Raw genomic sequence first — 20,632 nt, forward strand, 5'->3', positions numbered from 1 at the left:
ACCCGGATATCCTTGCCTACGAGGCGTACTACAGTGTCGGCGCCCAGGAGGCAGAGAACGTGCAGTCGGCCCTCACGCCCGACCTCAACCCAAACGCCGCGCAGCGGTATCTCGAATTGTTCGGCAAACCCGCGACCGTGCCGTCCTCGATGGCCACAGGGTGCCCTTCCTCTCTTGACCAGCGGAACCTCAAACGCGAGTTTGCCGCCGGGGACCCGTGGTTTCAGGCGCGGCTCGTCGGCAACTAGGAGGAGTTCCGGCGGCGGCTGGCCCCCGGCCGTGGCTGGACCTGATCGCCGAGGTGGCCGGCCGTGGGGTCGAGGTCCGCCGTGTCCGGATTGTGGCGGGGCCGGTGTCCCAACCAGCGCACCGCCGCATTCCTCATTGAGGAGTCCGTGCTGCGCAACGGCTTCGGCGGGCCGGCGGTCATGCGCGGCCAGTGCGTGCACCTGGCCGAGGTCACGACGTGGTCCGCAGTGTCCCTCGGCGTCATTCCCGCCTCTTGCGATCGTGGCCTGGCCAGCCCAGTCGAGGATTTTTGGATCTTCGACAATGATCAGGGGAACGTTGAACTGGTCTCGGGATTCCTGACGGTTACCCAGCCGACCGAGATCGCCCTCTACGCGCAGATGTTCGCTCGTTTGAGTGAGATCGCCGGCTACGGCGACCGGGTCGTCGTCACCGCGGATGCGGAGCACGGCGTCCCCGAGCATGCGGACTACGACGCGGTCGCGGCCTCGACTGCCAGGTCGATTGTCTTGTCGGCCGCCGCATAGACCGTCCCATCGCTCATGACAGCCACCGTCTCCGCGAATGTGCGCAGGTCGTCTGCGATTCTCCCCGCAGCCTCGACCCCCTTCTCCATAGCGGTCTCCACCGCCTCGCCCGCCAGATAGCCGGCGGCCGCGCCCAATGCCGCCCCGGCGATCGCCGTCGTCGGCCCGGCCGGCGCGCCGACTACACCGCCGACGGCCTTTCCTACCCCACCTCCGACGCCGGCCTTGAACGCTCCCATCGCACGCTTACGGCCATCCCTAACCACGGCAGGGCCTCTCCGCCAGCCCGGTGGTCCGAAGCTGGTCGATCGTGTCCTTCCGCGTGCTGGCCACGGCGTCGTCCAGTTCGGGAACACGGCGGTGCTTGAACTTCGCCGTCGCGCTGTTGAGGATCAGGCCCGCGTCCTTCCGTCCCGCACGGACCGTCGCCCCAGATGTCCTGTAGCCGAGATACCCGGCACCGACCAGTGCAGCGAGCCAGGCCGCGGGAACAACCGCAGCTCCCGCGCCTCCCCCCGCTGCGGCCGTTTCCGCAGCGATGCCGGCACCGGCAGGGACCGCCGCAGCGGCCTGAGCCGCGTTCCTCTTGAGCCACTCCCGAACAGCTGCCACATAACCGCCGGCAGCGATGAGATCGGCGATGATCTGGTCGCGGAGCTCATCACGTATAAGCTTCCACAGAAGGGAGTCCTCCAGCTCGACGACCTCACCTGCGGGGTCCTTGAGCTCCACGTTGACCGGCTCAGGGGACGTAATGAAGTAACAAATACGCGATCGAGAGCATCATTGCAGGTCACAGGCCTGTGGAGGGTTCGAAACGCGCAAGTTATTTCATTTCGACTCCTCAGTGCCAGCGGCTTCCGCCTCGGCGTTGAGGAACTCCTCGATCTCCTTGATCGTCGCCTTCACAAACTCGACCAGGTGCCGGTCAACCGCTGCCAGCCCTGCTGCCAGCTCGGCGAGCACCCTGTTCACAGGCCTCTCGCCATCCGCGTTGACGTCCGGGTTAGTGGTCGTGGCCAACCGGGAAACAAGTGCCTTGATGGTATCCAGGTTCACCCCGAAGTCGCCCAGAGAAGCCGCCGCGATCCGCCGATCGAACTGCGCATCGAAGATCTCGGTCTCCCCGTGCGCCATCGCCTGCGACTCCAGGACGAGAGTCGTAAACCTGGCCGTCGCGGCGTCCTCGACGCTCGGTCGGAGCTCATCCACAACGAGTCTCCTGTCTTCTGAGCAAGAACGATCCGTAGTAGATCGCCTTCCCATGGTCGGGTAATCCGATGTGGGTGTCAATAGGGCGAGATTTGATCCAGTTCTGTGCGTACGTGCTACTCTGGACAGGTGAGTGTGCTGGGCGCCGCCATCAAGGAAGCACGGGAGGTCCGCGGCCTGAGCCGAGCCGAGTTGGCCAGACAGGCGGGCATCACCCCTCTCTACATGGACAAGATCGAGCAGGGTGCTCGTCGTCCGTCCCCGCCCAAGCTGGCCGCTCTCGCCAAGGTCCTGCAGGTCAGCACGGCCGAGCTGATGACCCGCGCGGCGCTGCTCGACGCCAGCACCGCCCCCACCAGCGACGAACTCATCAGACGTCTACTCAGGGCGGCAGCCACCGGGGCGGGCGCGCAGGCCGCGCTGAAACTTGTCGGAGCTGTAACTCCGATGGCTTCGATCATGGCCGCCGGGATCCCGCGGCGCTCGATCCCGGCTGCGGCCCAGGCGACCGGAACACTGTTCCCAGGCAGCGTCGTGGCAGTCGCCGCCGGCAGCCTGGTCGCGGGATACGTCCAGCACCGGCAGCGGCGCGCCACCACGCAGAACTCCGATGCCCGGGTACCCGCCCCTCAGCCTGAGCTAGCCAACCCACGCCAGGAGTTGCTGGAGCACATTGCCACGCTCACCGACGAGGAGATCGAGGCGATCCTCCTCCTCGCCCGCGAGGCAGTCACCAGCGACGACACCTGAAGCGCCTCATCCCTCCGTGCCACCGGGCGGCGGGGCCGCGCGGGGTCTGCTGCCGCCAGCGGGCGAGGGATTCGAGGGAGAACCGGGCGTAGTGGGCGAGGAAGGCGAATGAGCAAAATCTCAGCAATCAACCTTGATCAGGTCGCCGATCTGGCGGAAGTGATTGCCGGCACCTCCGCGAAGCCTCCGCGCTCCGTACAGTAGCCGACCAGTTACCTCGCTGCGCGGATGCTGTACGTGCCCCCGGCAGGATTCGAACCTGCGCACCCGCCTCCGGAGGGCGGTGCTCTATCCCCTGAGCTACGGGGGCCCCGGGTCAACACGGCCTACGTTACCAGGACGGAACGCCGGATCGGGAATCCGGGTCGCCGTAAGCTTCCGGTGTGTACCCTGCCACCCCCCGAGTCCTCGTCGTCGACGACGACGCGGTGATACGTCAGCTCGTGGTCGTCAACCTTGAGTTGGAGGGCTTTGAGGTCCATACCGCCGTAGACGGCGTGGACTGCCTGGAGATGGTGCACGAGGTCGCCCCACAGGTGATCACGTTGGACATCATGATGCCGAGGATGAACGGCTGGGACGTGGCCGCCCGGCTGCGGGAGGAACCGGACACCGCCGCCATCAAGATGATTATGCTGACCGCCCGGGCCCAGGAGGCCGACGTCAAGCGTGGGGTGCGGGTCGGGGTGGATTACTACCTGACCAAGCCGTTCGACCCGGACGAACTCATCGGCGTGGTCCAGCGGCTGGCTGCCGGCCAGCCGGTCTGACCCGGCGCCGATAACATCGCCGTCATGACCCCCGCCGATCTCGCTGACGCCATCGTGACGGCCATCGGCCGCGCGGTCGCGGACGGCGACTTGGACGTGACTGTGCCGACCGCCGTCACGGTGGAGCGGCCGAAGACGCCCGAGCACGGGGACTACGCATCCCCGGTCGCGCTCCAGCTTGCCAGGGCCGCCCGTCGTCCGCCGCGCGCCGTCGCGGAGACGTTGGCCCGGCGGCTCGCCACCGACAGCGAGCTCGCCGCCGTGGACGTCGCCGGCCCGGGGTTCCTCAACTTCCGGCTGGCCGACGCCGCCCTCGGGGAGATCGCCCGCACGGTGGTGTCGGCTGGTGACCGGTACGGCCGGGCGGTCAGGCCACGAGGTGTCCGGGTCAACCTGGAGTTCGTCAGCGCGAGCCCGACCGGCCCGGTGACGCTGGCCTCGGCGCGCTGGGCGGCCGTCGGAGACGCCCTGGGGCGCATCCTGCCCGCGGCCGGGTTCGAGGTGGGCACGGAGTACTACTACGACCGCCGGGCGTCCGAGCAGGCCCTGCACGACCTGGCCGACGCGGTCGGGGCCGACGCGGCGCGGTACTGGCTGGTCCGCTCTTCGCCGGATTCGGCGCTCGAGCTGGATCCGGACCTGATGGCCCGCCAGACCAGTGACAACCCGGTCTTCTACGTGCAGTATGCCCACGCGCGGATCAGCTCGCTGCTGCGCAACGCCGAGTCCCTGGGCCTCACGGCCGCGACCGAGCCGGTCGACGTCGCCCTGCTGACCCAGCCGCGGGAGGGTGAGCTGCTGCGCGCGCTCGGCGAGTTCCCCCGAGTGATCGAGTCCGCCGCGAGGCTGCGCGGCCCCCATCGGCTCGCCCGCTATCTCGAGGAACTTGCCGGGGTCTACTACCGGTTCTACGACTCCTGCCGGGTGCTTCCGCAGGGCGACGCCGAGCCCGGTCCGGCCACCGGTGCGCGGCTGCTCCTCGTGGCGGCAACCCAGGTGGTGCTCGCGAACGGCCTGGGACTGCTCGGGGTCAGCGCCCCCGAGCGGATGTGACGAGCGGTCGGTCCGACCGTCCGGGCGGGTTCGGGAACGAGCCGGTCGGAAAGCGTGAAACAGGCGGCATGAGGCAGGCCAGGCGGCCTGAGGCAGGCAGAGGCGAGATGAGCGAGATCGACAGCCCAGCGGTGGTGCCGTTGGAGGAGAATCTGTGGCCGGCCACGGCCCGGCTGGACGCCGACGGCGTGCTGCGGATCGGTGGGATCCGGGTCGACGAGCTGGCTGCCGAGTTCGGCACGCCGGCCTTCGTTCTCGACGAGGCCGACTTCCGGGCCCGGTGCGTGGCTTGGCGGCGGGCGTTCGCCGACTGTGATGTCTACTATGCAGGCAAGGCCTTTTTGTGCCGCACAGTCGCTCGCTGGGTGGATGAGGGGGGCCTGAATCTCGACGTCTGTACGGGCGGGGAGCTCGCAGTGGCCCGCTCGGTCGGCTTCCCGGCGGATCGACTGCTCTTCCACGGCAACAACAAGTCCGTCGCGGAACTGCGGGCGGCCGTCGGCTATGGCGTCGGGCGGATTGTCGTCGACTCCTTCGCCGAGATCACCCGCCTGGCAGCCGTCGCCGCCGAGGCGGGCGGGCGCCAGCGTGTGCTGATCCGCGTCACCCCGGGCGTGGAGGCGCACACACATCACTACGTCTCCACTGGGCAGGAGGACCAGAAGTTCGGGTTCTCGCTGGCCGGCGGGTCGGCGGCCGAGGCGGTGGAACGCGTGCTCGCGGCCGCTGGCTCCCTCGAACTCGTCGGCCTGCACGCGCACATCGGTTCGCAGATCTTCGACACGGCCGGGTTCGGCCTGGCGGCGCACCGCCTGGTGGGCCTGCTCGCGCGCATCCGCGACACCCACGGCCTCGAACTGCCCGAGCTCAACCTCGGCGGTGGCCTCGGCATCGCCTACACCGGAGAGGACGCCCCGCTGGAGGTCACCGACGTCGCCGAGCGGCTGACCGCCGTGGTCGGCAAGGAGTGCGCCGCCGCGGGCCTGACCGTCCCGCGCCTCGCGGTGGAACCGGGACGGGCCATCGTCGGATCGACGACGGTGACCCTCTACGAGGTCGGCACCGTCAAGGAGCTGCCCGGGCTGCGCACCTTCGTCAGCGTGGACGGCGGCATGAGCGACAACATCCGCACGGCGCTCTACGACGCCCGCTACACCGCCCGGCTGGTCTCCCGGACCGGCTTGGCCACGACGCACGTCGTCACGATCGTCGGCCGGCACTGCGAGTCCGGGGACGTCGTCGCCCACGACGTGCCGCTGCCCAACGACGTCCGGCCCGGTGACCTGCTGGCCATTCCCGCCAGCGGCGCCTACCACCGGTCGATGGCCAGCAACTACAACCATGTGGCGCGTCCACCGGTGATCGCCGTGCGTGACGGCGCGGCCCGGATCATCGTCCGGCGGGAGGCTGAGGACGACCTGCTGCGCCTGGACGCCGGTCCGGGCCTGACTGTCGAGCCGGGCGCCGGCCCGGCCTCCCCGGAGGTGGCGCGGTGAGGATTGCGTTGCTCGGCTGTGGGGTTGTCGGCGGCGAGATCGTCCGGCTGTTGCAGGCCAACGCCGCCGATCTCGCCGCCCGGGTCGGGGCTCCCTTGGAACTCGCCGGGATCGCGGTGCGCAGGCCGGGCCGCACCCGCGCTCTCGACGTGGATCCGGCGCTGTTCACCGGGGATGCGGCGGGCCTCGTCGCCCGGGACGACGTCGACATCGTGATCGAGCTCGTCGGCGGCATCGAGCCGGCCCGCTCCTGGCTGCTGTCCGCCCTGCGGGGGGGTAAGTCGGTGGTCACCGCGAACAAGGCCCTGTTGGCCTCGGACGGCGCGACGCTGCACGACGCGGCCGCCGCGGCCGGCACCGATCTCTACTACGAGGCCGCCGTGGCCGGGGCCATCCCGCTGATCCGCCCGCTGCGCGAGAGCCTGGCTGGGGATCGCGTGCACCGGGTGCTCGGCATCGTCAACGGGACGACCAACTTCGTGCTGACCCGGATGGACGAGACCGGCGCGTCGTTCACCGAGGCGCTCGCCGAGGCCGGTGCGCTCGGATATGCTGAGGCCGATCCCTCCGCCGACATCGATGGGTTTGACGCGGCCGCGAAGGCGGCCATCATGGCCCAGTTGGCCTTCCACTCCCGGGTAACGATCGACGACGTCTACCGGGTCGGCATCGGTGAGGTCACCACCGCCGACATCGCCAGCGCCCGGGAGCTCGGTTGCACCGTGAAGGCGCTCGCGGTGGCGGAACGCTCGGCCGAGACCGAGGGGATCAGCGTGCGGGTCCACCCGGCGATGATCCCGCGCACCCACCCGCTGGCCGGGGTGCGGGAGGCCTTCAACGCGGTGTTCGTCGAGTCCGAGGCGGCGGGCCAGCTGATGTTCTACGGCCAGGGTGCCGGCGGAGCGCCGACCGCCTCGGCGGTGCTCGGGGATGTGGTCGCGGTCGCGCGCAACCGTATCGCCGGCCGTCGCGGCCCTGGTGAATCGTCCTACGCCGCGCTGCCTGTGCTGCCGATGGGCCGTACCGTGACGAGGTATCACGTGAATCTCGACGTCACCGACAAGACCGGCGTACTCGCGACGGTCGCTGGGGCGTTCGCGCGTCACGATGTGTCCATCAGGAGCGTTCGTCAGGACGGCCGCGGCGACGACGCGAGCCTCGTCCTGGTGACGCATGCCGCCCCGGACGCGGCACTGTCCGCCACCGTCGAGGAGCTCCGCGGTCTCGCAGGTGTCCGGGCGGTGTCCGGCGTGATACGGGTTGAGGGAGGTGAGCCGTGACCACGACGTCATCCACACCGCTCGCGGACGAGCCGGCCGTGCCGGTGCTGTCCGCGGCGCCCGAGCGGCCGCACCGGCCGTGGCGGGGAATCATCGAGGAGTACCGGGACCGTCTGCCGATCGCGCACGACACACCCGTCATCACGTTGCGTGAGGGCGGGACGCCCCTGCTGCCCGCGGCACATCTCTCCGACCTCACCGAATGTGAGGTTCATCTCAAAATCGAAGGGGCGAATCCGACCGGGTCCTTCAAGGACCGCGGGATGACGGTGGCCATCAGCCGGGCTGTCGGCGCCGGTTCCCAGGCCGTCATCTGCGCGTCCACCGGCAACACCTCGGCGTCGGCCGCCGCCTACGCGGCCCGCGCCGGCATCACCTGCGCGGTGCTGGTGCCCAGCGGGAAGATTGCCCTGGGCAAGCTCGCCCAGGCGCTTGTCCACGGGGCCCGGCTGCTGCAGCTCGACGGCTCCTTCGACGACTGCCTGCGGGTGGCGCGCGAACTTGCCGACACCTCGCCGGTCACCCTGGTCAACTCGGTGAACCCCTTCCGTCTCGAGGGGCAGAAGACGGCGTCCTTCGAGATCGTGGAGGCGCTCGGCCGGGCCCCGGACGTCCACTGCCTGCCGGTCGGTAACGCCGGCAACATCACCGCTTACTGGCGGGGCTACCTCGAGGAGAACAACCGGATCGCCAGCGGCCGCCCGCGGATGTGCGGTTTCCAGGCAGCGGGTGCCGCGCCCATCGTGCGGGGCGAGGTGGTGACCTCGCCACAGACGATCGCCACGGCGATCCGCATCGGCAACCCGGCCTCGTGGGGTCTCGCCGTCGAGGCGCGGGAGGCCTCCGGTGGTCTGATCGACGCCGTGAACGACCGGGAGATCCTCGCCGCCTACCGCCTGCTGGCCCGCAGGGAGGGTGTCTTCGTGGAGCCTTCCAGCGCCGCGAGCGTCGCAGGCCTGCTGAAGGCGCGGGCGGCCGGCCGGATCGAACCCGGCGAGCAGGTCGTGTGCACCGTCACGGGCAACGGGCTCAAGGACCCTGACTGGGCGATCAGCGGCGCGGCCCGGCCGGAAACGATCCGCCCGACCGTCGCGGGCGCCGCCGAGGCGCTGGGGCTGCGGCGCTCGTGACCACTCGGTTCTCCCCGTGTCCAGGCGGGACGGCAGCCTTCGCCGAGCGGGCCGGTCGGTCCGGGCCGGTCACCGCCGCCGACGGCGTGTCGCGGCGGGTCCGGGTCCGGGTGCCGGCGACCAGCGCGAATCTCGGCCCTGGCTTCGACGCGTTCGGCTTGGCATTAGGCCTGTATGACGAAGTCGATGTCGAGACGACCCGATCCGGCCTCACCGTCGACGTCGTCGGCACGGACGTCGTCGCCCGGGACGAGACGCACCTCGTGGTCCGGGCGATCCGGGCGACCTTCGACACCCTCGGCCGGGCGCAGCCCGGTCTCGCGTTGCACTGCGTCAACCGGATCCCGCACGGCCGCGGGCTGGGATCCTCGGCCGCGGCGATCGTCGCCGGGGTCGTCGCCGCCGCCGCGCTCGCGCAGCCGGACCTCGGGCCCGCCTTCGAGACCGATGCCGTTTTCGACGCCGATGCCGTTTTCGACGCCGGCGCGGACTCCGTGTCCGATGACGCGCCCGAGCCGGGCCCGGTGCCCGGCGCGGCGTCCGGAGCCGGCTTCTTCGGGCCTGCGGGCATGCTGCGGCTCGCCAGCGCCATCGAGGGGCACCCGGACAACGTCGCCGCGGCGCTGAGCGGGGGCTTCACCGTTGCGTGGCCGGACGGCGACGGTGCCCGGTCCCTGCGCGTCGATCCCTTCGCCGAGCTGAGACCCGTGATCTTCATCCCCGCGATACGACAGTCGACCGAGCAGTCGCGCGGGGCGCTGCCGAGCAGCGTTCCATTCGCCAACGCCGCCCGCAACCTCGGTCGGGCCGCGCTGCTGGCGTTGACGATGTCGGCAGCCGAGCCGGCAGCCGGGCAGCCGTCCCGACGTGCCGAGGCACTCCTGCGTGCCACCGAGGATCTGGTGCATCAGCCCTACCGGTTCCCCGGCGTCCCGGCGTCGGCAGACCTCGTCGGTCGGCTGCGCGGCAGGGGGATCGCGGCGGCCCTGTCCGGTTCGGGGCCATCCGTCATCGCCCTCGCCGTCGGCGGTGAACAGGCCGCGGCGGCGGTGGATGTGGCGGGTGCCGGGTTCTCCGTCGCCCCGCTACCGGTGGATAGACGCGGTGCACGCGTCATCCGATGTCGATCCGCGGCGCCATGACCCGGTTGCCCGCGGTGGGATCCGCTGCGACGGCTGGCGCTGCGAGCTCCCGATTCGCGGTTGTGTGTCACATCGGGAAGTCCTGACGTCTCAAGGTTGTTGCCGAGGTGTCTGCCGCTGGATAGTCTGGTGACTGCACCCGCTGCCACCGCGGCGCGTGCTCGCTCCCGCCGTGCCGCTCTGGTCTCGCCAGATGGAACATGGTTCGGGGCTCCGGTGTATAAGCTTCGTCGTCGTTGCCTCGGCTCCACACCGGCACTCCCCAGGCGGGATCGGCGAGTTCGCTCGCGGCAGTCGGCCGCTGGCGCCGTACACGGGCGCGATGCTCGCCCATCCGGTGCTGTATACCCCTTCATCCGGCATGTGTGCAGGCGAAGAAGGTCCACAAGCAACGCCCGGCTCACCAGGAGCCAGTTCCTTCAGGGAAGGAAAACCTTGAGCGACACCACCAACGTGCTGCCGCAGAGCGCACGTGAGTCTGCGCCGCCCGTGACGCCTGCGCCGCCCGTGACGCTTGCGCCGCCCGTGACGCCTGCATCGCCCCGGGAGAGCGACTTGGCGGCGGGCATCTCGTCCGCAGACGCCATCTCGGCTGAGCCCACCGGGAACGCTGAGCCCACCGGGAACGGTGACTCGCGCGCAGGCCGTACCACCCGGACCGCTCTCCCCGCGCCTTCTCCGGCCGGAGAAGGCGCGGCCGTGACCCGACGCCGCCGGCAGGGCACCGGTCTGTCCGCGATGCTGCTCCCCGAACTGCAGGCCAAGGCCTCGTCCCTGGGGATCCAGGGCGTGGGCCGGTTGCGCAAAGGCCAGCTCATCGCCGCGATCCAGAACCTGCAGAACAACGAGTCCGCGGCCGCGCCCGCCCCAGCGACTTCTTCGGCCCCCGCGGCCTCCTCGGCCTTTGCGCCGCTCCCGGCGGAATCGGGGCCGGCCTCGTCCGCCGGACCGGTCCCGGCCGCGAGCGAGACATCTCCCGCGCCGCGGGTGTCCCGGCAGGCTGCCGGCCCGGACGGCACCGCTACCCGCACCCGTTCCCGTCGTGGGGCCTCTCGGGCGGCGGCGAGCCCCGCCGTCGAGCAGCCGACCCTGCCCGAAACGGCGGCCGGGGACACGGTCGTGGAGACCCGGGCCGGATCGGCTACGGATGCCCGGGCCGGATCGGCCGCCTCCGCCGTGGCTTCCGCCCAGCCGACCGGGGCGCCCGCGTCGGCTCCGCCGGCCGCCGCGTCCCACCGTCAGACCGATGCCGGTCCCCGGAGCCGGGAGGACCGTCGGGATCGTTCCGCCGACAACGGCCGGGTGAGCGCGAGCGACCGTCAGGGCGGTGAGGCCGGTGGCGAGCGTGCCACGGCGGACCGCCAAGGCGCGGACCGCCGCTCCGGTACGGACCGTCAGGCCGCTGATCGTCCCAGCCGCGTGGACCGCACCCAGCAGGGTGACCGGTCCGGGGCAGAGCGTTCCGGCGGCGACCGGCCCGGGCAGGGGGGGCAAGGGGGACAAGGCGAGGACGACTTCGCCGCTCGTGGCCGGCGGGGCCGCTTCCGGGAACGCGGTCGTAACCGCGGTCGCGGTGGGCAGGCCGGCCCGAGCGAGAACGAGCCGGTCCTGCGCGAGGACGACGTCCTGGTCCCCGTCGCCGGCATTCTCGACGTTCTGGACAACTACGCCTTCGTGCGGACCAGCGGGTACCTGACCGGCCCGACCGACGTCTACGTCAGCCTCGCCCAGGTGCGTCGCAATGGGCTGCGCCGCGGTGACGCCATCACCGGTGTCGTCCGCGCCCCGCAGGAGGGCGAGCAGCGCCGGGACAAGTACAACGCGCTGGTCCGGCTCGACACCATCAACGGGATGGAGCCCGAGGAGGCGCGCGGCCGGCCGGAGTTCACCAAGCTGACTCCGCTCTACCCCCAGGAGCGGCTGCGCCTGGAGACCGAGCCCCACATGCTGACCACGCGGGTCATCGACCTCGTGATGCCGATCGGCAAGGGGCAGCGGGCCCTGATCGTCAGCCCGCCCAAGGCGGGTAAGACGATGGTGCTGCAGTCCATCGCGAACGCGATCACGACGAACAACCCGGAAGTCCACCTCATGGTCGTGCTCATCGATGAGCGGCCGGAGGAGGTCACCGACATGCAGCGGTCGGTCAAGGGCGAGGTCATCGCGTCCACCTTCGACCGTCCACCGGCCGATCACACCAATGTTGCCGAGCTGTCCATCGAGCGGGCCAAGCGCCTGGTCGAGCTGGGCCACGACGTCGTCGTGCTGCTCGACTCGATCACCCGATTGGGCCGTGCCTACAACCTGGCTGCCCCGGCCTCCGGTCGTATCCTGTCCGGTGGTGTCGACTCGACGGCGCTCTACCCGCCGAAGCGGTTCCTCGGCGCGGCCCGCAACATCGAGAACGGCGGGTCTCTGACGATCATTGCGACGGCGCTGGTGGAGACCGGTTCGACGATGGACACTGTGATCTTCGAGGAGTTCAAGGGAACCGGCAACGCCGAGCTCAAACTCGATCGCAAGATCGCCGATAAGCGGATCTTCCCCGCGGTGGATGTTGACGCCTCCGGTACCCGCAAGGAGGAGATCCTGCTTGCCCCGGACGAGCTCGCGATCATGCACAAGCTGCGTCGCGTGCTCCACACCAGGGAGACCCAGCAGGCCCTCGAGCTCCTGCTCGACCGGCTCAAGCAGACCAGGACGAACTACGAGTTCCTGATGCAGATCGCCAAGACCGCACCGCCTCAGGATTAGCCTTCCCCCACACGGCGCCTTCGGCGCAGTGTGGGGACCCCTGGCGTTGGGTGCCGTTCGGGGTTTCCGCGCGATCGCCTTCGGCGATCTTGCTGGGGGGTTGTTGGGGGGAGCCGTTGGCGTCTTCGGCGCAGTGTGGGGACCCCTGGCATCGGCTGGCGGTCGGTGCACCCGGCCTCTGGCAGACTGGCAGCAGACCGGCTCCGGTTCACGTCGTCCACGCGAGACGACGACCCGGCGGCCACTTCGAAAGAGGGATCATGAAGTCTGACGTCCACCCGACCTACCACGAGACGACGGTCACCTGTACCTGCGGGAACACCTTCACCACCCGCAGCACCAAGGAGAACGGCGTCGTCAACGCCGAGGTCTGCTCGCAGTGCCACCCGTTCTACACCGGCAAGCAGAAGATCCTCGACGTCGGCGGCCGGGTCGAGAAGTTCGAGCGCCGGTTCGGTCGGCGGCGCCCCGGCGAGAAGGTCGGCGGCGCGAAGTAGCTTGGCCGCGGCGCCCGTTCGGACTCCGGACGGGCGCCGTTTGCGTCTGGGACGGGTGGTACCCGTCCCACCGACCCTCTCCCGGAACCGTGACGTGTTCCAGAACCATGACGTGCGAAGGAACCACGATGACGTCCCCGCTCGACGGCCTGATCGCCGAGCACGCCGAGATCGAGGGGCAGCTCGCCGACCCGGCGGTGCACAACGACCCCGCGAAGGCGCGCGCCCTGAGCCGTCGCTACGCGCAGCTCGCCCCGGTCGTGGATCTTGCGCGCGAGCTCGACCGGGTGGAGGGGGACCTCGCTGCCGCCCGCGAGCTCGCGGCGCTGGACCCGTCGTTCCGGGACGAGGTCCATGATCTCGGCGGGGAGCTGGCCCGGCTCAACGACCGACTGCGGGCCTACCTCGTCCCGATTGACCCGGACGACGCCCGGGACGCCATCCTCGAGGTCAAGGCCGGCGCCGGTGGCGAAGAATCGGCGCTGTTCGCCGGAGACCTGCTCCGGATGTACCTGCGCTATGCCGAACGGCGCGGCTGGAAGACCGAGATCCTCGACGCCAACCCCTCCGACCTCGGCGGTTATCGTGATGTCAGCGTGGCGGTGAAGGCCCGGGGACCCGCGGGCCCCGGGGACGGCGTCTACGGCCGGCTGCGCTTCGAGGGCGGGGTGCACCGCGTCCAGCGGGTGCCCGTCACCGAGTCCGCCGGACGTATCCACACCTCGGCAGCCGGGGTCCTGGTGCTTCCGGAGGCCGAGGAGGTTGATGTCGAGATCGACCCGAACGACCTGCGCATCGACGTGTTCCGCTCGTCCGGCCCCGGTGGGCAGAGCGTCAACACCACGGACTCCGCGGTCCGGATCACCCATATCCCGACCGGTGTGGTCGTCTCCTGCCAGAACGAGAAGAGCCAGCTACAGAACAAGGAGTCCGCGCTGCGGATCCTGCGGGCCCGCCTGCTCGGGGCGGCCCGGGAGAAGGCCGAGTCGGAGGCGTCGCTGGCGCGTGCCAGCCAGGTCCGCACGGTGGACCGGTCGGAGCGGGTCCGGACCTACAACTTCGCCGAGAACCGGATCAGCGACCATCGGGTCGGCTACAAGGCACACAACCTCGACCAGGTGCTCGACGGGGAGCTCGACGAGGTCCTCGACGCGCTGGCCGCCGCGGACCTCGACGCGCGGCTGGCGGCTCAGGCGTCATGACCGGCCCGTCGGCCGTGCAGGGGCGCTCTCGGGGCACGGAGCAGCCGGGCCGGGGCGCGTCCCCACATTCGGGCTCCGCGGATCCCCTGAGCCCGGTGCGCCACGCGGCCGACCTGACACCGCTGGGCGCGTGGTTGGCGGCGGCGACCGACCGGTTGCGTGCGGCCGGGGTGGCGAGCCCCCGTGCCGACGCCGAGCAGCTCGCCGCCTTCGTGCTCGCGGTGCCCCGCGGCCGGCTGGCACTGCTCGACGACGTCACGGCGGCAGCGGCGCGGCGGCTGGACGAGCTCGTGGCCAGGCGTGCGCAACGGGTGCCGCTGCAGCACCTGACCGGTGTCGCCGGCTTCCGCCACCTCGAGCTCACCGTCGGCCCCGGGGTCTTCATCCCGAGGCCTGAGACGGAGTCTGTCGTCGAATGGGCGCTCACCGGGCCCGCCGGGCTCACCGGGGCCCGGCAGCCGGGACCGTTGTGCGTCGATCTGTGCGCGGGCTCGGGGGCGATCGCGCTGTCCCTGGCGGCGGAGCTGCCCGGCGCGAGGGTGCACGCCGTGGAGGTCGACCCGGCGGCGGTGGTCTGGCTGCGACGCAACATTGCCGACACCGGTCTTCCCGTGACGGCGCACGCAGCCGACATCGCCGCGGCGCTGCCCGAGCCGCTCACCCGACTCGCCGGGACGGTCGACCTGATCATCAGCAATCCGCCGTACCTCCCCGACTCCGACCGCCACACGGTGGAGCCCGAGGTGGGCGAGCATGATCCGGCCCGCGCCCTGTGGGGAGGGCCCGACGGGCTCGACGTGGTGCGCACGGTTGTCGGGGTGGCGGCGCGGCTCCTGCGGCCAGGCGGTCTACTCGTCATCGAACACGCCGACGGCCACGGGGTGTCGGCGCCCGAGCTGCTTCGCGCCGATGGCCGCTGGTCGCACGTGGCGGATCATCGGGACTTGGCCGGCCGGGACCGGTTCGTCACCGGCCAGCGCGGGGCGTCCCGCGAGCCCCGATCCTGAGGACGAACCCTGATCCTTGAGAAGAGGACGGGCAATGGAACGTTTCGACTGCTCCGACGAACGGGAGCGGGCCCGCGGTCTCGACGCGGCGGTCAGCACCGTCGCCCGGGGTGGGCTGGTTGTGCTCCCCACCGACACGCTCTACGGGCTGGGCGCCGATGCCTTCGACCGGGACGCGGTGGCCTCGCTGCTGGCGGCAAAGGGACGTGGCCGGAACATGCCGGTCCCGGTCCTGGTCGGCTCCTGGCGCACCCTCGACGGGCTGATCGAGCGGATGACTCCCCAGGTCCGGGAGCTGATCACCGCATTCTGGCCGGGCGGGCTGACGCTGGTAGTCCGGCACACCCCGTCGCTGCGCTGGGATCTCGGGGAGGGCCGGGGCACGGTGGCGGTGCGCATGCCGCTGCACCCGGTGGCGATCGAGCTGCTGGGTCGGACCGGGCCGATGGCCGTCTCCAGCGCGAACATCAGCGGCCAGCCTCCGGCGACGACGATCGACGAGGCGCTGCACCAGCTCGGCGGTGCCGCGGGTGTCTATCTCGACGGGGGACCGTGCCCGGCCGCCGTCCCCTCGACCATCGTCGACTGCACCGAGGAGGTGCCCGTTGTACTGCGCAGCGGTGCGATTGATCTCACCGCGCTGCGTGCAGTGTTGCCGCTGGTCCGGGAGCCCGTGAACCGGTGAGCCCGTGAACTGGAGCCGGGCCCGGGGTCCGGACGGGCCGGCGTGGGGTGGGCCTGACGCCGCTGATCGTCCCGGCGGGAGAGTCCCGTACGATCCTGAACCGGGTCGCGGGGGCGATGGTCACAGCGGGTGGCTTCGGGTAGATCCGGGTGGATGGTGTTCCCGGGCCAGAGGAGCATGGGGTGACCGGGCTGCCCGCGCGGCGGCACCGGTCATCGGTTGCCGGTTGTGGCACGGTTGCCGTTCCAGCGCGGTCGCCGTTCTAGCGCAGGAGGTTAGGAACGTCATGAGCACCCCGTTCTGGGGCCCGGACTTCGACCAGCTGAGCGCGACGGATCCGGAGATCGCGGAGGTGGTCCTCGATGAGCTGGACCGGCTGCGCGGCGGCCTGCAACTCATCGCGAGCGAGAACTTCACGTCCCCGGCGGTGCTGGCGGCGCTGGGCTCGACGTTGTCGAACAAGTACGCCGAAGGGTATCCGGGTCGGCGTTACTACGGCGGTTGCCAGGTGGTCGACCGGGCCGAGGAGATCGGCATCGCCCGGGCGAAGCAGCTCTTCGGCGCGGAGCACGCCAACCTGCAACCGCATTCGGGCTCGTCGGCGAACTTCGCGGTGTATGCGGCGCTACTCACGCCCGGTGACACAGTCCTGGCGATGTCGTTGCCGCATGGCGGTCACCTCACCCACGGCAGCAAAGTGAGCTTCTCCGGTAAGTGGTTCAACGTGGTGGCCTACGGCGTGCGGGAGGACACCGAGCTGATCGACTACGACCAGGTGCGGGAGCTCGCCCGCCAGCACCGGCCCAAGATGATCATCTGTGGGGCGACGGCCTACCCACGTCTGATCGACTTCGCCGCGTTCCGCTCGATCGCCGACGAGGTTGGTTCGTGGCTGATGGTGGACGCGGCGCACTTCATCGGTCTGGTCGCCGGGGGCGCGATCCCGAGCCCCGTGCCCTACGCCGACGTCGTCAGCTTCACCACCCACAAGGTGTTGCGCGGCCCGCGGGGGGGCATGATCCTCGCGCGCGAGGAGCTGGCCTCCCGCATCGACAAGGCCGTGTTCCCGTTCAGCCAGGGTGGCCCGCTGATGCACGCGGTCGCGGCGAAGGCCGTCGCGTTGCGAGAGGCGGCCTCGCCCGCTTACGCGCAGTACGCTCGCCAGGTGGTGGCCAACGCGCAGCGGCTCGCCGACGGGCTCGCTGCCGAGGGCATCCGGCCCGTCGCCGGTGGCACCGACACCCATCTCGCCCTGCTCGACCTGCGGGAACTCGGAGTCAGTGGCAAGGAAGCCGAGGCGCGTTGCGACGCGGCCGGCATCACCCTGAACAAGAACGCCATTCCCTATGACCCGCAGCCGCCCGCGATCTCCTCCGGCATCCGGGTAGGAACCCCGGTGGTCACCACCCAGGGGATGGGCGAGGGGGAGATGAAGGAGATCGCGGGGCTGATCGCCCACGCGGTGCGTGAGCCGGACACCGCCGCCGACGTGGCGGCGGCGGTGTCCGCGCTTGTCGCCCGGCATCCGGCCTATCCGCGGTAGGGGCCTATCCGCGGTAGGGGATCAAGAGGTTCCGCACAGCCGCGTCAGTAGGCGGCAGCAGGCGGCAGTAGCCGGATCCGGGTCCGGCAGGCGGGAGATGCCCGACGGTGCGCGAGTACCTGCTCGTCTTCGTGGTCTCGGCGGCGGTGACCTTTCTCGCCACGCCGGTGGCACGCGTCTTCGCCATGCGTATCGGTGCCGTCGCCGGGGTACGTGCCCGCGACGTCCACTCCACCCCGACGCCCCGGCTGGGGGGCCTGGCCATGCTTGCCGGGCTCTACGCCGGGTTCGGGGTGGCGGACCGCCTGCCGTTCCTGTCGGTGGTCTCCCAGGACTGGTCGGAGATCCGGGCGGTGCTCGTCGCCGGCACCTTGATCTGCTTGCTCGGCGTCGCCGACGACCGATGGGAACTGGACTCCCTGACCAAACTGGCCGGGCAGGTCGCCACGGCCGGCATTATGGTGCTCCTCGGTGTCCAATGGACGTTCGCGATCGATCGGGACAGCGAGACGACGCTGAGCCTGGGACCGGAGACCGCGGTCCCGCTGTCCATCCTCGCCACGGTCGTGCTTATCAACGCGATGAACTTCATCGACGGCCTGGACGGCCTCGCGGCGGGTGTCGCGGCGATCGCCGCCGGCGCGACCTTCTACTTCGCCTATCAGATCGCAGTGATCAACGGCTTCTACCGGGCCTCCCCGGCGGCGCTCCTGGCCGCCGTGACCGCCGGGGTCTGCATCGGGTTCCTGCCGCACAATTTCAATCCGGCCCGGCTGTTCATGGGGGACTCGGGCTCGATGCTCATCGGCCTGCTGTCGGCCGCATCGATGATCTCCGTGACCGGTCAGGTGGCCTACGGGGGTTACGTTGGACCCTCACGGTCGTACCCGTCACTGATCCCGTTGGCGATACCCCTGGCCGTGCTCGCCGTTCCGTTCCTCGACCTCGGGCTCGCGGTCGTCCGGCGGACGAGGGCGGGGCGCTCGCCGTTCGCGGCGGACAAGATGCATCTCCACCACCGTATGCTGGAAATCGGTAATTCGCACGTGAGGGCGGTTCTCTTCATGTACTTCTGGGCGGCTCTGGTCGGGTTCGGAGGTGTCGCCGCGTCGTTCTCCGACTCCCCGTGGCCAATCTTGGCTGCCACCGTCGGAGTGGGCCTCGCGGCCCTGGTAGCCCTGCTCCTCGGCACCCAGCGTACGGGGCGGCGGGCGTGACCGGCGTCGCGGCGCCGACGTTGCGCGCCGGGCTGTGGACCATGCTCGCGCTGGCCGTGCCGACGCTCGTGATCGCCGGGGTGGCGCGGGGCGGGGCGGGTTTCCTCGGCGCGGCCCTGGGAGTTGGCCTGGTCAGCACCTTCTTCGCGGCGGGCAAGGTGGCACTGGTGGCGATCGGCCGGCGGATCGGCACGACGGCGCTGCTGCCGGTCGCGCTGGGCGTCTACGCGGTGAAGGTTGTGACCTTGGGTGTCGTCCTGGTGGCCCTGGAGGGCACCACCGCCGTGAATCTGCCGTCGTTCGCCTGGTCAATCGTGGCGGGCACGCTGTGCTGGGTCGGCGCCGAAGTGTGGTCGGCGGCCCGGCTGCGGGTGCCGTTCTACGAACCGGGGATTCCGGCCACGGTGCCGAGCGCCGAGGCCGAGCCGGACGTGCCGCAGGGGCCGGCAGCCGGGCCGGCGCCGGTCGAGGGGCGGTGACGAGGTGGGTTCCATGCCCGACCAGAGCGCGGACGACCGGTCGGGGGAGAGCTCGACCGGGACCGGCGGTGGCGGCTCGCGGGTGCCCGAGGGCCCGGGTCGCAACCTGGGCCGCGCACTGGCGCCGCCCGCCGGCGAGGCCTGGGGCATCGTGGGCACGCTTGTGGCGGGAGCCGGCTTCTGGGGACTGGCCGGTTTTGGCCTTGATCGGCTACTGGGGTTTCAAGCCCTTTTTTCCCCATTGGACTGATTGTCGGAATTGCGGAAGCACTCTACCTGGTCATTTATCGCTTCGGTGTCCGTTGATGACGGTGTGTAGATGGAAGTAAAGTCACTCTAGGTAACAAAATTGCCATCAAATTTACGGACGGTGATCTTCGACAGTTTGTCGAAGATCTCTCGTGTGTAATTGATGCCTCGCAGCGTCCAGGCGGATAGCATCGGCGGTGTCGGGCAGGCGCCCTGGGTGCCGCTCGCCGCTGGTTGTCCCCTTTCGTTTCCGCATGGGACGGGCCCTGACGGGGCCTCGTGGGTGGAGGGTAGGGATCGGGATGCCAGGCGGTGGCCGCCTGGCTTTCGCTCCTCTACCCGGAGGGGCCTCACCCGTATAGGGTGAGGCCGACCTGGTCGTAGGTGATTGCGAACTTTGACGTTGTTGAATGATCATGGAGGTGTCGGAAGTGCCGAGCGGTTCGGTGTTCGCGGCGGCCGACGACGGCTTCCACGGGCCGACTTCCGAGGTTTTCAGGCCGAAGAACTGGTTTGAGATCGGTGACCTCTACTTCAACAAGTGGTCGGCGCTCACCCTGTTCGTCGCGATCTTCGTGGGCCTTTTCCTCTGGCTTGGATTCCGTCGGGCCGCGCTGGTCCCGCGGGGGCTCCAGAATTTCTGCGAGTCCATCTACGACTTCGTCGACCAGCAGATCTCCCGAGACGTCATCGGGGAGCGCGGCCGAGTCTTCTCGCCGTACCTGATGATCCTCTTCTGCTTCATCCTGGTCTCGAACGTCATGGCCATCATCCCCGTGGCCCAGTTCCCGACGACCTCGCGTATTGCTCTGCCGATGATTTTGGCTCTGATCAGCTGGGCCATTTTCAATGTGGTCGGAATCCGCGAGCATGGGGCCGGAGCGTATTTCAAGAACATGCTTGTACCAGCACCGGACGCGCCCTTCGGTGTCAAACTGATCTTGGCGCCGATCGAGTTCTTCTCGACCCTCGTCGTGCGGCCGGCCACCCTCGCCATCCGGCTCTTCGCCAACATGTTCGCCGGCCACATGCTGCTACTGGTGTTCGCGCTCGGGGCCGACTACCTGCTACCGAAGCCGCAGTTCATCTTCGGCATCTTCTCCGGGCTGATGTTCGTCGTCCTGACCGGCTTCGAACTGGTGATCGACCTTTTGCAGGCGTACATCTTCACCATCCTGACGGCCGCCTACATTGGCGGTGCTATCTCGTCGCACGGTGGCGGTGACCACGCCACGGACCATCCACCGGTCCACGGGCACGAACCGAGCTCGGAGACGACTTCGTTTGCCACGCCGGCGCAACCGGCGGTGGCACGGGCCTGACATCTTCCTCTCGACGTACCCGCACCGCGGAGACGGTCCCGGTGCACCGACTTTAGAAGGACGGATTT

At 70.1% G+C, this 20,632-nt stretch carries 22 protein-coding genes, 1 tRNA gene and 1 pseudogene; 20 read left to right on the forward strand and 4 right to left on the reverse strand.

What is annotated here, in order from left to right:
- The 3 genes and pseudogenes from AC08OQ_RS04540 to AC08OQ_RS04550 form a co-directional block, all read left to right on the forward strand.
- Positions 1-248, forward strand: a pseudogene (locus AC08OQ_RS04540) (hypothetical protein); the annotation flags it as partial.
- On the forward strand, positions 218-388 hold the full coding sequence (locus AC08OQ_RS04545; RefSeq protein ID WP_476601760.1) for a DUF6879 family protein: 171 nt from the start codon (positions 218-220) through the stop codon (positions 386-388). The pseudogene AC08OQ_RS04540 and the gene AC08OQ_RS04545, both read left to right, overlap by 31 nt.
- Positions 312-776 carry a Scr1 family TA system antitoxin-like transcriptional regulator gene (locus AC08OQ_RS04550; protein ID WP_476604580.1) on the forward strand — a complete coding sequence of 155 codons (465 nt, stop codon included), beginning with the start codon at positions 312-314 and terminating at the stop codon, positions 774-776. Before AC08OQ_RS04545 ends, AC08OQ_RS04550 begins: the two co-directional genes overlap by 77 nt.
- Here AC08OQ_RS04550 and AC08OQ_RS04555 read toward each other — a convergent pair.
- The 3 genes from AC08OQ_RS04555 to AC08OQ_RS04565 form a co-directional block, all read right to left on the reverse strand.
- Positions 719-1,015, reverse strand: coding sequence for a hypothetical protein (locus AC08OQ_RS04555; RefSeq protein WP_476601758.1), 297 nt, complete (start codon positions 1,013-1,015; stop codon positions 719-721). The two genes, AC08OQ_RS04550 and AC08OQ_RS04555, sit on opposite strands and share 58 nt — an antisense overlap.
- 19 nt (positions 1,016-1,034) lie before the next feature.
- Complete coding sequence (locus AC08OQ_RS04560) at positions 1,035-1,508, reverse strand: hypothetical protein (protein ID WP_462186532.1); 474 nt, start codon at positions 1,506-1,508, stop codon at positions 1,035-1,037.
- A gap of 99 nt (positions 1,509-1,607) precedes the next feature.
- The gene (locus AC08OQ_RS04565; RefSeq protein WP_476601757.1) at positions 1,608-1,988 is read right to left on the reverse strand and encodes a hypothetical protein; all 381 of its coding nucleotides are present in this window, start codon (positions 1,986-1,988) and stop codon (positions 1,608-1,610) included.
- Between the two features lie 129 nt (positions 1,989-2,117).
- Here AC08OQ_RS04565 and AC08OQ_RS04570 point away from each other — a divergent pair, with 129 nt between their 5' ends.
- Positions 2,118-2,738, forward strand: coding sequence for a helix-turn-helix domain-containing protein (locus tag AC08OQ_RS04570; protein WP_476601756.1), 621 nt, complete (start codon positions 2,118-2,120; stop codon positions 2,736-2,738).
- Positions 2,739-2,976: 238 nt separating this feature from the next.
- Here AC08OQ_RS04570 and AC08OQ_RS04575 read toward each other — a convergent pair.
- Positions 2,977-3,048: transfer RNA gene (locus AC08OQ_RS04575), tRNA-Arg, on the reverse strand.
- 73 nt (positions 3,049-3,121) lie between these two features.
- Here AC08OQ_RS04575 and AC08OQ_RS04580 point away from each other — a divergent pair.
- The 16 genes from AC08OQ_RS04580 to atpB all read left to right on the forward strand — a co-directional run bounded on the left by AC08OQ_RS04580 (position 3,122) and on the right by atpB (position 20,564).
- On the forward strand, positions 3,122-3,508 hold the full coding sequence (locus AC08OQ_RS04580; RefSeq protein WP_476601755.1) for a response regulator transcription factor: 387 nt from the start codon (positions 3,122-3,124) through the stop codon (positions 3,506-3,508).
- Positions 3,509-3,532: 24 nt separating this feature from the next.
- Positions 3,533-4,561, forward strand: coding sequence for a DALR anticodon-binding domain-containing protein (locus AC08OQ_RS04585; protein ID WP_476601754.1), 1,029 nt, complete (start codon positions 3,533-3,535; stop codon positions 4,559-4,561).
- A gap of 107 nt (positions 4,562-4,668) precedes the next feature.
- Positions 4,669-6,057 (forward strand): diaminopimelate decarboxylase, encoded by a 1,389-nt coding sequence (lysA, locus tag AC08OQ_RS04590; RefSeq protein WP_476601753.1) that lies wholly within the window; start codon positions 4,669-4,671, stop codon positions 6,055-6,057.
- Positions 6,054-7,337, forward strand: coding sequence for a homoserine dehydrogenase (locus tag AC08OQ_RS04595; protein WP_476604579.1), 1,284 nt, complete (start codon positions 6,054-6,056; stop codon positions 7,335-7,337). The genes lysA and AC08OQ_RS04595 overlap by 4 nt, the downstream gene beginning before the upstream one ends.
- The gene (gene thrC, locus AC08OQ_RS04600) at positions 7,334-8,467 is read left to right on the forward strand and encodes a threonine synthase (RefSeq protein ID WP_462186538.1); all 1,134 of its coding nucleotides are present in this window, start codon (positions 7,334-7,336) and stop codon (positions 8,465-8,467) included. The genes AC08OQ_RS04595 and thrC overlap by 4 nt, the downstream gene beginning before the upstream one ends.
- The gene (locus AC08OQ_RS04605) at positions 8,464-9,609 is read left to right on the forward strand and encodes a homoserine kinase (RefSeq protein ID WP_462186539.1); all 1,146 of its coding nucleotides are present in this window, start codon (positions 8,464-8,466) and stop codon (positions 9,607-9,609) included. Before thrC ends, AC08OQ_RS04605 begins: the two co-directional genes overlap by 4 nt.
- Positions 9,610-10,044: 435 nt before the next feature.
- On the forward strand, positions 10,045-12,363 hold the full coding sequence (gene rho / locus AC08OQ_RS04610; RefSeq protein ID WP_476604578.1) for a transcription termination factor Rho: 2,319 nt from the start codon (positions 10,045-10,047) through the stop codon (positions 12,361-12,363).
- A 260-nt stretch (positions 12,364-12,623) separates the two neighbouring features.
- Positions 12,624-12,860 carry a 50S ribosomal protein L31 gene (rpmE, locus tag AC08OQ_RS04615; protein WP_476591837.1) on the forward strand — a complete coding sequence of 79 codons (237 nt, stop codon included), beginning with the start codon at positions 12,624-12,626 and terminating at the stop codon, positions 12,858-12,860.
- Positions 12,861-12,988: 128 nt separating this feature from the next.
- The gene (prfA, locus tag AC08OQ_RS04620; protein WP_462186542.1) at positions 12,989-14,062 is read left to right on the forward strand and encodes a peptide chain release factor 1; all 1,074 of its coding nucleotides are present in this window, start codon (positions 12,989-12,991) and stop codon (positions 14,060-14,062) included.
- Entirely contained in the window at positions 14,059-15,069 is a 1,011-nt protein-coding gene (prmC, locus tag AC08OQ_RS04625; RefSeq protein WP_476600375.1) for a peptide chain release factor N(5)-glutamine methyltransferase, read from the forward strand. The genes prfA and prmC overlap by 4 nt, the downstream gene beginning before the upstream one ends.
- 34 nt (positions 15,070-15,103) lie before the next feature.
- Positions 15,104-15,754, forward strand: coding sequence for an L-threonylcarbamoyladenylate synthase (locus AC08OQ_RS04630; RefSeq protein WP_476591839.1), 651 nt, complete (start codon positions 15,104-15,106; stop codon positions 15,752-15,754).
- A 286-nt stretch (positions 15,755-16,040) separates the two neighbouring features.
- The gene (locus AC08OQ_RS04635; RefSeq protein ID WP_462202700.1) at positions 16,041-17,297 is read left to right on the forward strand and encodes a serine hydroxymethyltransferase; all 1,257 of its coding nucleotides are present in this window, start codon (positions 16,041-16,043) and stop codon (positions 17,295-17,297) included.
- A 107-nt stretch (positions 17,298-17,404) separates the two neighbouring features.
- Complete coding sequence (locus AC08OQ_RS04640; protein ID WP_476600377.1) at positions 17,405-18,514, forward strand: MraY family glycosyltransferase; 1,110 nt, start codon at positions 17,405-17,407, stop codon at positions 18,512-18,514.
- Complete coding sequence (locus AC08OQ_RS04645; RefSeq protein ID WP_462186547.1) at positions 18,511-18,993, forward strand: Cg1360 family ATP-synthase-associated protein; 483 nt, start codon at positions 18,511-18,513, stop codon at positions 18,991-18,993. The genes AC08OQ_RS04640 and AC08OQ_RS04645 overlap by 4 nt, the downstream gene beginning before the upstream one ends.
- A gap of 13 nt (positions 18,994-19,006) precedes the next feature.
- Entirely contained in the window at positions 19,007-19,243 is a 237-nt protein-coding gene (locus tag AC08OQ_RS04650) for a hypothetical protein (protein WP_462202702.1), read from the forward strand.
- 430 nt (positions 19,244-19,673) lie between these two features.
- Positions 19,674-20,564 carry a F0F1 ATP synthase subunit A gene (gene atpB / locus AC08OQ_RS04655; RefSeq protein WP_476600379.1) on the forward strand — a complete coding sequence of 297 codons (891 nt, stop codon included), beginning with the start codon at positions 19,674-19,676 and terminating at the stop codon, positions 20,562-20,564.
- Positions 20,565-20,632 lie beyond the last annotated feature (68 nt).

This window comes from Frankia sp. CcCS3, from assembly GCF_977927575.1.

Coding starts and splice junctions, on each gene's coding strand:
- lysA (WP_476601753.1), top strand. CDS start 4,669: ATGAGCGAGATCGACAGCCCAGCGGTGGTGCCGTTGGAGGAGAATCTG.
- prfA (WP_462186542.1), top strand. CDS start 12,989: ATGACGTCCCCGCTCGACGGCCTGATCGCCGAGCACGCCGAGATCGAG.
- AC08OQ_RS04650 (WP_462202702.1), top strand. CDS start 19,007: ATGCCCGACCAGAGCGCGGACGACCGGTCGGGGGAGAGCTCGACCGGG.
- AC08OQ_RS04555 (WP_476601758.1), bottom strand. CDS start 1,015: ATGGGAGCGTTCAAGGCCGGCGTCGGAGGTGGGGTAGGAAAGGCCGTC.
- AC08OQ_RS04635 (WP_462202700.1), top strand. CDS start 16,041: ATGAGCACCCCGTTCTGGGGCCCGGACTTCGACCAGCTGAGCGCGACG.
- rpmE (WP_476591837.1), top strand. CDS start 12,624: ATGAAGTCTGACGTCCACCCGACCTACCACGAGACGACGGTCACCTGT.
- AC08OQ_RS04585 (WP_476601754.1), top strand. CDS start 3,533: ATGACCCCCGCCGATCTCGCTGACGCCATCGTGACGGCCATCGGCCGC.
- prmC (WP_476600375.1), top strand. CDS start 14,059: ATGACCGGCCCGTCGGCCGTGCAGGGGCGCTCTCGGGGCACGGAGCAG.
- AC08OQ_RS04630 (WP_476591839.1), top strand. CDS start 15,104: ATGGAACGTTTCGACTGCTCCGACGAACGGGAGCGGGCCCGCGGTCTC.